The sequence below is a fragment of the Novipirellula methanifontis genome (assembly GCF_052161655.1).
Lineage (GTDB): Bacteria > Planctomycetota > Planctomycetia > Pirellulales > Pirellulaceae > Novipirellula.
Genome location: NZ_CP197418.1, coordinates 8,275,721 through 8,288,241, shown reverse-complemented (window position 1 = coordinate 8,288,241; position 12,521 = coordinate 8,275,721). Strand labels below are relative to the sequence as shown.

9 protein-coding genes are annotated in these 12,521 nt (G+C 54.9%); 5 read left to right on the top strand and 4 right to left on the bottom strand.

Annotated elements, in window-relative coordinates:
• Nucleotides 1-312 precede the first annotated feature (312 nt).
• The 3 genes from ilvN (at nt 313) to SH528x_RS29365 (ending at nt 2,570) form a co-directional block, all read left to right on the top strand.
• A complete protein-coding gene (gene ilvN / locus SH528x_RS29375; protein ID WP_442506995.1) occupies nt 313-852 on the top strand; it encodes an acetolactate synthase small subunit in 540 nt (179 codons plus the stop codon).
• A gap of 89 nt (nt 853-941) precedes the next feature.
• Complete coding sequence (gene ilvC, locus SH528x_RS29370) at nt 942-1,946, top strand: ketol-acid reductoisomerase (protein ID WP_442506994.1); 1,005 nt, start codon at nt 942-944, stop codon at nt 1,944-1,946.
• A gap of 3 nt (nt 1,947-1,949) precedes the next feature.
• Entirely contained in the window at nt 1,950-2,570 is a 621-nt protein-coding gene (locus tag SH528x_RS29365) for a DUF4254 domain-containing protein (protein WP_442506993.1), read from the top strand.
• Nucleotides 2,571-2,879: 309 nt separating this feature from the next.
• Here the strand turns inward: SH528x_RS29365 and leuS are convergent, their stop codons facing one another.
• Nucleotides 2,880-5,723 (bottom strand): leucine--tRNA ligase, encoded by a 2,844-nt coding sequence (leuS, locus tag SH528x_RS29360; RefSeq protein ID WP_442506992.1) that lies wholly within the window; start codon nt 5,721-5,723, stop codon nt 2,880-2,882.
• 569 nt (nt 5,724-6,292) lie between these two features.
• Here leuS and SH528x_RS29355 point away from each other — a divergent pair.
• Nucleotides 6,293-7,231: a hypothetical protein gene (locus tag SH528x_RS29355; RefSeq protein WP_442506991.1), complete on the top strand. Its 939-nt coding sequence runs from the start codon at nt 6,293-6,295 to the stop codon at nt 7,229-7,231.
• A 30-nt stretch (nt 7,232-7,261) separates the two neighbouring features.
• Here SH528x_RS29355 and SH528x_RS29350 read toward each other — a convergent pair whose 3' ends face one another.
• The 3 genes from SH528x_RS29350 to SH528x_RS29340 form a co-directional block, all read right to left on the bottom strand.
• The gene (locus SH528x_RS29350; RefSeq protein WP_442506990.1) at nt 7,262-8,599 is read right to left on the bottom strand and encodes a DUF1552 domain-containing protein; all 1,338 of its coding nucleotides are present in this window, start codon (nt 8,597-8,599) and stop codon (nt 7,262-7,264) included.
• 24 nt (nt 8,600-8,623) lie between these two features.
• Complete coding sequence (locus SH528x_RS29345) at nt 8,624-11,134, bottom strand: DUF1592 domain-containing protein (protein ID WP_442506989.1); 2,511 nt, start codon at nt 11,132-11,134, stop codon at nt 8,624-8,626.
• Nucleotides 11,135-11,430: 296 nt separating this feature from the next.
• Nucleotides 11,431-11,820, bottom strand: a complete 390-nt coding sequence (locus SH528x_RS29340; RefSeq protein WP_442506988.1) for an acyl-CoA thioesterase — start codon at nt 11,818-11,820, stop codon at nt 11,431-11,433.
• Between the two features lie 168 nt (nt 11,821-11,988).
• Here SH528x_RS29340 and SH528x_RS29335 point away from each other — a divergent pair, with 168 nt between their 5' ends.
• Nucleotides 11,989-12,498, top strand: coding sequence for an acetolactate synthase (locus SH528x_RS29335; RefSeq protein WP_442506987.1), 510 nt, complete (start codon nt 11,989-11,991; stop codon nt 12,496-12,498).
• Nucleotides 12,499-12,521: the final 23 nt, after the last annotated feature.

The window sequence follows — 12,521 nt, the reverse complement described above, 5'->3', positions numbered from 1 at the left end:
CCGATGCGGTGCGAACGGAGCGAATGGAGAAGATGGGGGGAGATGACGAGCGGAAAACGTAACTATCCGCGACTCACATTAGCTTAGCAACCGCAATCACTCTAGACACGTTTTTATGGTCATTTGCAGTGTTTTCGCGTGAACATCCACGCTCGCGGCCCTGTCCTCGCCGGTGGTGACGGCCACGGGCAACGACGTTTCGCTACTGATCTCGTCGTAAGCCCTTGTTGGTTTTTGTCCCCAAAATTATCATGCTACGCTCGACAAAGCGGTTCAATCCAAATCCTCGTAGATGACGACACCCCCCATCTGATGAGCAACGACAATCAGCGGCACGTGCTCAGTGCACTTGTCCAAAACGTCCCAGGCGTTCTGGCCCACATTTCCGGCATGCTTGCCTCACGCGGATACAACATCGATTCGCTAGCGGTCGGTGAGACCGAAGACAAGCATCTTTCTCGCATGACGTTCGTCGTCGTGGGAGACGACCGCGTGCTCGAGCAGGTCGGCAAGCAGTTGGAGAAGATTGTCACGGTCGTCCAAGTTCTTGACGTCAGCAGTCGTGATTACGTCGAGCGAGACTTGTTGTTGATGAAGATCAAGGCACCCGCCGGTCCGGTTCGCAGCGAAATCCGAGAGCTTGTCGATATTTTTCGTGGCAAGATCGTCGACGTAGGCCCCAGCGAAATCATGGTCGAAATCAGCGGTCGCGAGAACAAAGTGCAAGCGTTCATCGAGCGAATGCGACCCTACGGGATCACGGAACTGGCTCGCACCGGACGCATCGCGATGGTTCGCAGCGACGCCGGAGTGCCACGCATCAGCGACTCGCCCAAAGTGGTGACGGTCTAACGATTCGTCGTTCCGTCGCTCCCCTCTGAGTTTTCAAATAAACAAATAGACTTTCCTTTACTCAACAACCCAAAGATTTGAGCCCCGTTATGGCTGCTACGATTTACTACGAAAACGATGCGGATTTGTCTCACCTTAAAGGCAAGACCGTCGCAATTCTTGGCTACGGTTCGCAAGGCCACGCACAGGCTCAAAACCTTCGCGATAGCGGATGTGAAGTGATCATCGGGCAACGTCCCGGTTCGGCAAACTACGACCTGGCCGTCTCGCACGGTTTCAAGCCGATGTCGATCGACGAAGCGACCAAGGCAGCCGATGTCATCAACGTTCTGCTACCCGATGAAGTTCAAGGCGACATCTATCGCCAAAACATCGAGCCCAACTTGAAACCCGGCAACGTCTTGATGTGCTCGCACGGTTTCAACATCCACTTCGGCCAAATCGAGCCACCAAAGGGAATCGACACATTGTTGGTCGCTCCCAAAGGCCCTGGCCACTTGGTGCGAAGCGAATATGAAAAGGGTGGTGGCGTCCCTTGTTTGATCGCATTGGGCGAAGGTGCTTCGGAAACCACCAAGCAAATTGGTTTGGCTTACGCCAAGGCAATCGGCGGAACTCGTGGTGGTGTGATCGAGACCACGTTTGCCGAAGAAACCGAAACCGACTTGTTCGGCGAGCAAGTGGTGCTTTGTGGTGGCGTCAGCGAGTTGGTGAAGGCCGGCTTTGAAACGCTTGTCGAAGCTGGTTATCAGCCTGAAATGGCCTACTTTGAGTGCATGCACGAATTGAAGCTGATCGTCGATTTGTTGTACCAAGGTGGTTTGAGCTACATGCGTTACAGCATCAGTAACACTGCCGAGTATGGTGACTACGTCAGCGGCCCACGCATCATCACACCAGAAACCAAAGTCGAAATGAAGAAGATTTTGACTGAAATCCAACGTGGCGAATTCGCTCGCAAGTGGATTTCGGAAAATCGTGCCGGTGCACCTTTCTTTAAGGCCACGCGTCGTTTGGAGCGTGAGCACGGCGTCGAGCAAATTGGCCGTGGGCTTCGCCGCATGATGACTTGGATCGACGAAAAGGAAGTTTGATCCATGGCAACGTCAGATCAATTGCCAGTGCTTCAGGTAACGGATCTGACGCAGATGCAAATCGAAATGGTTCGGCGTTGGCACGTCGAACCAATCGATCATGCTTTTGTAGAACTCAAGGGGCTTGTGTGCGACCAACATGCCATCAACTTTCGGTTGTGGCATGAGGAGGACAAGGCTCGCAGTCCCACCGCGACCGATTCGGAAATTGCTACCGTCAAACGCACGATTGATGGTTTGAATCAGCAGCGTCATTACCAGATTGAAAAAGTGGATGACGCGATTTCCGAAGCGATCGCTGCTGCAGGGGTTGATGCTCCAGCGGATGCGCCGATCAACACCGAGACTCCGGGCAGTGTGATCGATCGCCTTTCGATTTTGTCGCTACGTCTGTTTCACTACGGTGAACAGTGCCAGCGAAGTGACACGGAGGATGAGCATCGCTTAAAAGTGTCCGAGCGACTAGCGGTTTGTGAGACTCAGCTTGTCGATTTGTCATTGTCGCTACAACAATTGTTGGATGACATTTTTGCAGGACGAAAGCGTCACAAGACGTATCGTCAGATGAAGATGTACAACGACGCCTCACTCAACCCCTCAATCTACAACGCAGGTAGGTCGTAGCGAATCGTCTTCCCCCTTTCCCGTAGCGAAAGTCGCGAAGACTTTCGTTGGCATCAGAGTAAACGGGAGACCGACGAGCGGAGTCGTCGGGCGACATTTCGTCCGGCAGCGTCTCGCGGTTGTTAGAAATGGGCCGTGCAAGCTCAGTGTCACCTGCCCTCCCCGACCGCTATCGCGGTTGACCCTCCCAGAGGGGAGGGTGAAGTCTGTTTTGCCTCCTCAGCTCCTCACTCTCTTTCCGCTTCATGCCGGAACTCCGCTCCGCTGCGGTCCGGCCTACGGAAAGAAGTGATCAGTGAAGATGCTTGCTTATTTGACGACCAAGTTCACCAGTCGGCCAGGGACAACAATTTGTTTGACAATCGTTTTGCCCGCCAGATGCTCGCTCACTTTGGGATCGGCCAAAGCGATTACGATCAATTGATCCTTGTTCGCGTCGGGAGCCACGTTGATTTTGGCCTTGATCTTGCCGTTGATCTGGACGGGGATCTCAATGCTGCTTTCTACCAGTGCTGCTTCGTCCCACTCGGGCCACGCGGCTTTGGCGACACAGCCTTCGCCGCCCAATAGCATCCACAATTCTTCGGCCAAGTGCGGAGCGTAAGGCGACAGCAAGATTAGGAAGGTCTTCATTGCTTCACGCGGACGCTTCTCGCAGCGAGTAAAGAAGTTCGTGAACTCCATCATGCGAGCGATCGCAGTATTAAAACTCATCGCTTCGGTGTCTTCGGTGACCTTGCGGATCGTTTGGTGCAGTGTTCGCAGTTGGTCTTCATCACACGCATCGTCGGTGATCGCGTTGCTCAGCACGACTTCGTCCGCGTCCTGATCGATGATCATTCGCCAGACGCGGTCCAAGAAATTGCGGACTCCGCCGACACCGTCCATCGACCATGGCTTGGTCGCTTCGAGTGGCCCCATGAACATTTCGTACAGACGTAGTGCGTCGGCTCCGTACTCGCGCACGACCGAGTCGGGGTTGACGACATTGCCGCGGCTTTTGGACATCTTGTCGGCTTTCGCCAAAACTTTGAAATCGGTGCCCGCCAAGAACGTGCTGCCTTTGCGTTTTTCGGTTTCATCATCAGTCAAATCCGATCCATCGGATTGTTTCAAAATGACGGATGCCTTGTCGCCATCTTCCACCCGGTCGCCACGGATTCCTTTGGCGTCAAGGCCTGCCTTGGCGGACTGGTAATCTTCGTCCGCCATGTGGTACTGGGGCGAACCGAGGATCATGCCTTGGTTGACCAAGCGGCCAAACGGTTCGGGGGTACTGACGTGCCCGCGATCGAAAAGGACTTTGTGCCAGAATCGCGAGTACAGCAAATGCAGCACAGCGTGCTCCGCTCCGCCGACGTACAAATCGACCGGCATCCACTGCTTTTCCTTTTCCGGATCGATGATCGCTTGATCGTTCTTCGGATCGATGTAGCGCAAGTAATACCAACACGAACCGGCCCACTGAGGCATCGTGTTGGTTTCGCGACGGTAGCGTTTACCATCGATCGTGACGTACAACCAATCGTCATCGGCTTTGGCCAAAGGCGGCTCGGGACGACCATGCGGCTTGTAGTCTTTCAGATCGGGCAGTCGCACGGGAAGTTCCGCAGCGTCCACCGCACGTTTTGTTCCCGTGGGCTCGCCGTTTTCGTCGAGTTCATGCAGGATCGGGAACGGTTCGCCCCAAAATCGTTGGCGACTGAACAACCAATCACGCAGTTTGAAATTGACGGCCTCACTGCCTTGCCCTGATTCGGACAACCACGCGGTCACGGCGGATTTGACTTCGTCGGTCGTTTTGCCGTTGAAATCGCCACTGTTGATCGCTCGGCCTTGAGCTGCGAAGCAGACCTCGCCCGCCAGGATCGCATCGCGGTTAGGATCGTCCGCAGCAGGATCGACCACGGGAACGACTTTCAGATCGAATTGTTTGGCAAATTCAAAGTCGCGTTCATCGTGAGCGGGAACGGCCATAATCGCCCCGGTTCCGTAACCCGCCAACACATAGTCGGCGACCCAGATGGGGATCGCGTCACCGTTGACCGGATTGATCGCAGTCGATCCGGTGAAGACGCCAGTTTTGACTTTGTCACCTTCGGTGCGTTCGCGGTCACTCTTGAACGATGCTTTCTCGCGATACGCGTTGACTGCCTCGGACTGCGCCGCGGTCGTCAAACGATCCACCAACGGATGTTCGGGCGAGACGACCATGTAGGTTGCCCCGAACAGCGTGTCGGGACGGGTCGTGTAGACACGCAAGGCATCGTCACCAGCCTCGGCAGGGAACGCGTCCTTGGCACGTTCTGCTTTCCAGGCGTCAAAATGATCGGCATCGCCGATATAGAAGTCGACCTCGGCCCCGGTGCTACGGCCGATCCAATCGGTTTGCAGTTTCTTGATTCCGGTGGGCCAATTCAAATCATCCAGGCCGTCTGCCAAACGCTCGGCGTAGGCAGTGATCCTCAGCATCCATTGACGCAGCGGGATGCGTTTGACGGGATAGCCACCGCGGTCGCTTTTGCCGTCGATCACCTCTTCGTTGGCCAACACGGTGCCGAGTTCTTGGCACCAATTCACCAAGGCGTCGTCTTGGTAGGCCAACCGCTGCGAATCACGATAGGCTTCGATTGCCGCGTCGCCTTGCGATTGCACCTCTGCTGGGATTGGCAATTCGGCGATCGGGCGGCCCTTCTGGGCTTCGCTATCAAACCAGGTGTCGTACAGAACGAGAAAGATCCACTGAGTCCAGCGGAAATAATCTTCGTCGGTGGTCGCCAGTACCCGGTCCCAGTCGTAGCTGAAGCCCAACATTTTGAGTTGGCGGGTGAAATTATCGATATTTTTCTGGGTTTGAACGTGAGGATGTTCGCCGGTTTTGATCGCGTGTTCTTCGGCAGGGAGTCCGAATGCGTCAAACCCCATGGGGTGCAGCACGCTTTCGCCACGTGCTCGGGCAAAACGCGAAATGATGTCAGTCGCCGTGTAACCTTCGGGGTGCCCGACGTGCAGCCCATCACCACTGGGGTAGGGAAACATGTCCAAAACGTAACGTTTTTTGCCCGCTGGGTTTTCCGGAGTGGCGAAAGTGTGGTTTTGTTCCCAATAAGCTTGCCAGCGAGGCTCAATTTCGGCGGGATTATAACGAGGCATGGAAAGTTCGGCTTTGGCGTAAGAGGGGAAAATCCGGAGCGTTCAAAGGGAGAATTCTAGGAAATACGGGCACAGATGAAAGGTGGACCCCAAAAGCAACGTTTTTGTTCGGCCGCGGCAGCGAATTCATCCTCCCCCTGAGAGGGTCGGCCGTGGGAAGCGGCCGGGGAGGGCTGGTGATCCTGAACTTGCACGGGCTATTTCTAATACTGCGAGGCCCCACCTCGCGCTTGCTGTCGCTCGCTCGGACCTCCCCCAAAGCAAAGCTTCGGGGAGGTGAAAAACGCAAAACGGCTTGGAAAGCCGTGCGACAATGTAAATCTGACCGCAGCGGAGCGGCATTCCGGCCTGAGCAGAATTTACCCTACCTCTGGGAGGGGTCGGACGCGGGATGCGGCCGGGGAGAGCTGGTGAAACTGAACTTTTATCGTCCATTTCTAACACAACGAGCCCCACCCAGAGCCGGCTACCGCCGACTCTGACCTCCCCAAAGGGGAGGTGAATAAGAATTTCCTCTCCTTTTTTCGCGGTTGACGCTTCTGCTCGGGAATCGTTACAGAGCAAGCACCATGAGACTCACGTTGCTTCGTATGACGTTCCTTTGCGCTGGGATTGCCCTCGGCGTCGGCTGTCGTACGCGCGCTTCGATCGCGATTTGGACGCCCCCGACGCTGCAATCCACCGTTGGCAAACGGGTTGCCGTTTCTCAAGTGGTCGGCCCCGAGAAAATCGCGAAAAAGATACAAAGGCAGTTTGTTGCCTCGGCCCCTATCGATGATGGACGCGAACTTGATCTCGTCGATTCGGAAACCCTGCAACAGAAATCTGCGATCCGCTTAGTCGCGGCGACGGATGATGAATCAAGTGATGTGGCGCTCGCTTCGGTCGCTCGGCGCGAGGGATACGACTATCTGCTTCGCGGTGAAGTGTTGGCCGAACGGACTCATGGAGCACGTCCGGCTGACCCCGACAAGCTGACGCTCTCGTGGCGTTTGACTGCAATCGATGGCCATTCCGCCTCGGGCGGTAAACCGGTCGTGGTGGAACGTGACGCGGCGGTTAAACGGTATCCCGACTTGGCCCTGATCACGGATCCCGAGGAACAAATGGTTGCCGCTGCAGTGCGTGAATCCTACCGATTATTGGCCCCATCGCTTGACCAAGAAACGGTCTCGCTCGCGTCCCCGATGCTGACGCTTGGAAAGTCGGATGTGCTGCGTGGCAACGCCGCGGCGCGGCAAGGCGACTGGCAGCAAGCGACCAAGTATTGGACCAAGGCGGCCGAAGAGCATCCGATGCAGGCGGCCGCAACGCACAACTTGGCATTGGCCGCTGCCGCTTCGCAAGATTTTTCGCGTGCGAAACAACTCGCTCGCAAAGCGGTCCGACAATACCCATTGCCGATGTACCAGCGGACATCGGTTTGGATCGAACGTGCCCAGCGGCAATACCACAAGGCTTTCAACTTGCCGGATCCGCCCGAAGGCTGGTTCGTGACCCGGCGCTGAAGTCAATTTTCCGCTCGCAACGTGGCGAAACTACGCCAACTCTTCGAGTCGACCGCTGCTGTCGCCAATCGATTCGGCAGGCGTTCCCATTTTGTCGAGCATCGACAGGAACAGATTCGCCATCGGACGCTCGGACTTTGTTTCGATGTGACGTCCGGTGCGAATTTGTCCGCCAGCGCCCCCAGCGAGCACGATCGGCAAGTCTTCATGGCGATGGCGATTTCCATCACTGATCCCGCTGCCGTATAACACCATTGACTGATCCAGCAATGTGCCTTCGCCTTCCTTAATCGACTCGAGTCGCTCGAGGAAGTAGGCGAATTGCTCGACCAAGTAGCGATCGATCTTTTTCAGCTGAGCCACTTGCTCTTCTTGGTTGCGATGATGGCTCAGTTGGTGATGCCCTTCTTTGACATCGATTTCCGAGTAGCGACGACTGCCGCCAGCGGAGTCAAGCATCAAAGTGGCGACTCGGGTTGTATCGGTTTGGAATCCCACAGCCATGATGTCGAACATCAGTCGTGCGTGCTCACGAAACGCCTCGACACGACCATAGGGAACATCCAAATCCGGCATCGCTGCACGGTCCGCTTGTTCGCTGCGCAAAATCCTCGCTTCGATTTCACTCACACTGGTAAAGTATTCGTCGAGTTTACGTTGGTCCGAACGTCCCACGTTTTTCATCAGTCGTTTTGCATCGGCCGACACCACATCCAAGATGCTCTTGCGATAGAAATCGCGTTCCCGACGTGCCGAGTCGCTGCCGGAATCAAACATTCGCTCGAATGCCATCCGCGGACTGACTTCTTTGGGCATCGGTTGCGATTCGCTACGCCACGAAACGTTTGACGAATAGGCACAGCTGTATCCGCTGTCACAACTGCCCGCGTTCCGGCTTCCTTGTAAACCAAGTTCGATCGATGGCAATGTCGTCTTGCCCACCAATTGGTTGGCCGCGACTTGATCGACCGAGATACCAAGTTTAATGTTGCTGCTGGTTTTCACAGGGCGAGCGGCGGTAAGGAACGTCGAACCGCCTCGAGCGTGATCGCCTGCACCGTCTTTGTGCGCTCGTCCGTTGTCGTGCGCGAGCCCCGAGATTACGTTGATCTTGGATTTCAATGCCGCCAACGGTTTCAACGTTGGCGATAGTTGCCAATCATCGCCGCTGCCGGTCGGTTTCCATTCCGGCACGATCACCCCGTTGGGAAAGAAAATGCATGCCATGCGAACCGGCTTCTCGGTCGCAGCGGTTGCACTGGCTGCAAACGCGTTCCGCGCGAACGGAGTCATTGATTCAAGCAACGGCAGCCCCATGGCAAGTCCGGCACCGCGAAGCATTGTTCGTCGATTAATTGGCTGGCTCATCGTGTTCTCCTCCGAGAGTTTATTTTAGTTGGAACGCAAGTGGTTCTGAAAGGGACTACTACGCACCACTTCAAGAATTAAGTCCGTGAAGCGATATTCTTCTTTTGCCGTATTTTTTGCGATCAATTCGATCACACAGCGATCCGCAGGCGACAGTTCACGACCGAGCGAAAAAGTCAAAAAGCGACGAATTGCGGTCCTGGCGAATGCATCTTTCTCACTATTGCCGAGCATCTCGGCCAAATCGGCGGCACCCGAAAAGCGACGGCCGCCGGGCAGTTCGCCCGAAGCGTCAATTTTCGACTTGGCCGTCGATTCGCGAAATTGACCGACGGCGTCAAATTGTTCCAATCCGAAGCCGAGTTGGTCCATCACGCGGTGACACGCTGCGCAACTTGGATCGGCACGGTGGATTTCGAGCTGTTCGCGAAACGACGCATTGGCGTCCGCTGTTTGCGTTTCCTCTAGCTCCGGTACACCCGCCGGAGGATCCGGTGGCGGCGTGCCAAGGATGTTCTCCAAAATCCATTTCCCTCGCTGCACCGGCGAAGTGCGATTGGGATTGCTTGTCAGCGTCAAGACGCTGGCGTGCGAAAGAACTCCGCGGCGAGGCGTTGCCTTGAGAGACACACGCTCGAATTGTTCCTTGCCACTATGTTCGGTTTTGTAGAACCCAGCGAGCTGCGGATTCAGGAACGTGTAGTCCGCGGTTAGCAGTTCGTGTGTAGGTCGATTCTCGCGAACCAGATGCATGAACAATTGCTCGGTTTCCTCGGACATCGCATTGGCAAGCGAATCATTGTACTTGGGGAAAAGCTTTTCATCGGCTTCATGGTCACTCAGATTGCGAAGTCCCAGCCACTGTGCTGCGAATTCGCTCCCGAGTGCATTGGCTCGATCATCCTTCAGCATGCGGCGAACGTGATCTTCGATTGCCTTGCCTTGCAACTTGCCTTCGTCGGCGTCCTTCAACAACGCCTCGTCCGGAGTGCTGCTCCACAAGAAATAAGATAACCGTGTGGCAAGTTGATGCTGAGTCAGTTTGGTATCAGCAGACTTGCCATCAGCGTTTTCGTTATCCGCAGGTGTTTCGACGCGAAACAGGAACCGGGGAGACATCAAAATCCCAGTGACCGCGATTTGCAGGCCGCGGTAGTAGGTTTCGTCTCGCTTGGTGGCAATTTCGACTAGGGAGGCAAATTGCTTGACTTCGTCGTCTGTGACCGGTCCGCGAAATGCGCGTCGCATTAGTGGTTTTAGGCATTCGCTTGCCGATTCGACCACATTCTTCCACTGTTTTTTGCCGCTGTCGTAGCTGGCTGTTTTGCGAACGATTTCCAAATGCGATTTCGGCAGTTCATCTTTTCGCGATCCTCGCGGTCCGTCGAAGCTAAGACGCCGGACCATATGAGGATACTTGTCCATTTCGAACTTGCCACTCGGTTGCAGCGCCTTCTTGCTGTCGGCGTGCTGCTTGGCGATCACTTCTTTGGTTAAGTCGCCATGTTGCTTGAACTTTGTTTTGCCCACCACGGCGTCGTCCGCAAGCGGTGCGATTAGGAATCGATACGAGCCTTTTTTTAGTTGGAAGCGTTGTTCTTCGCTCTGACTGCCACCGCTGCCGCCGAAGTATTTGAGTTTGTATTTCGCGAGCAAGATTCCATCGTTGCCAAAGATACCAAATTGTGCCGGTTCGGCTTTTTCGTCGGTGACTCCGCCATAGAGACGTACCGAGTATTCGCCATCAACAGGAACGTCCACTTCGGTCCACACGTAGGCGTCGGGGGCAAGGAAGCGACCATTGAAACTTCCCGTCTTCGATTCACCACGAACATACAAACGATCACTCGCGAGATCGACATCTAGTTTAGGAAGCGTCGCCGGATCGATGATCACATGAGCGGCGACTTCTTCGGCCGCTTCGAAATACTTTTCCATCAACAATGGGGACAACGTTAAAACGTCACCGTTGTTGTCAAAACCACCGCCTACTTCATCCGACGGAAACGAATCGGCCGGGCGAAGGTCGATGTGAAACAGATCGCGAATGGTGTTGTTGTATTCGGATCGGTTCAACCGGCGAGTGGTTGCGTTGCTCGGGGCACGACGCGAATTGCACGCGACGCTGTAAAGGATCTGTTCCAGCGACTGGACCAAGGCCTTGCGTTCTTCGTCGCTTGGGAGATCGGCGTCCTCCGGAGGCATTGCACCGAAACGAACGATCTCTAACACCCGTTCTACCGATCCGAGGTCCGCGTCGATCGACTGGATGTCTTTGTAGATGTTTAGATTGAGCCCCGCGTCGCCGTCATCGGAACCATGGCAATCCACGCACAGACGTTCGACGAGCGGCCAACCGGTCTTTTTCCACGATTCGACCGAAGCTTGAAGATCGGGGGAGACGTTTTCGTGTTGGTCAGCGACTTTTTCAGTAGTGGGGTTTTGTTGAGCAACGGCAGTCCGAGTCCCCGAAAAGCAAAGGGCAATGCTCAACAGAAACATGATCGCGCGAAACGACATTGAGAGAAAATGCAATGAATTATTTGGGTGGGACGGGGAAACAATCGCTAGTCACCGACCTAGTTGCGTCGGCGGACTCTTCACGATTCGGGTAGGAATCGAAGCAGTGCGATGTTGAAGGGGTGGGTGGGGGGTAGGATGTGATCGAGATCACACTGCTGATCATTGTACGAGATTCGCAGGGTCAATCCAGCATAATTTAGCGGTTAGGGCCGCGAAATCGGCCGTGTTCGCCAAATTTCGTCTGGAAATGGGATCAGAAGTCTCTATTTTGTTGCAAATGGGTGGGGGCGGAGCGTCGGTTTGGGGGATCAGGCAAACCGGCAAGGGCGTCCGTTTTTATCGACACAGGCGATCGTCGAGGTCGCTTCGACCACCAATTGATCGCCTCTCTGTATGCGATATGTGTGATAAAGCCGGACTTTCTTCGCGTCCACCAGCGTGGTTGTCACGGTAAGAACATCGTCAAATTCGGCCGCCGCGAAATACTTAATATTCATTTCGGTGACAACTAACATCCGGCCGGAAGCTTCAAATTGCTTGTAGCTGACCCCGCCTGCACGCAGCATTTCGACCCGCCCTCGCTCGAAATAATTTAGGTAATTCGCGTGATGGACTCGCTTTTGCCCATCGGTTTCGTTGTATTCGACGCGAACTTCGATTTGGTGAGTTGAGCCGTTTTTCAGTAGATCCGAATCCATCAAGCTTCCTGTTTATCCGTTTAATCGTGCGAAATTGGTCTGAATTTGACAATTCTGTGTCGTCTCGGTGTTGAGCCCAGAATTGGCGATGATTGACCGCGAATGTGGTCGAAGCGTACACTTCTTCTTGATTTTCTATCAGTAATCACGCACAAAAACGAGCTTGCGATGAGCGTTGGCGATGGATCCGATTCAGTGACCGCATATCAGACCTCGCGTGGTCGAAATTATCCGGCACTTCGCCAGTTCACGGTTTTCTTGGAAAATCGCGTTGGCCAGCTTCTGGAAGTGGTCAAACGATTCGAGGGGACGGGGATTCGCATTTGTGCACTCTCAATCAGCGATGCTGCGGAATGCGCGTTTGTGCGTTTTCTGGTGAGTGATGCGGATCGCGGACGGGAAATCCTGGAACGCAGCGGTTTGGCGATCATCGAGACCGATCTGATCGGTGTTGAATTGCCAACGGGCCCGCAACCGCTGCTGCGGATATGCACGGCGCTACTGCAGGCCGAATTGAATATCGTGCAAGCCTATCCGCTGTTGGTCCGTCCTCACGGGAAACCCGCAGTGGCGATCATGGTCGAGAACATTGATTTCGCGATGAAGACGCTGCAAGAAAAAGGCTTCCAAATATTGACCGAAGGCGACTTGGAAGACAATCCAATCAACGAGCAGTAGGTAGGCGGGACCACAGCGGAGCG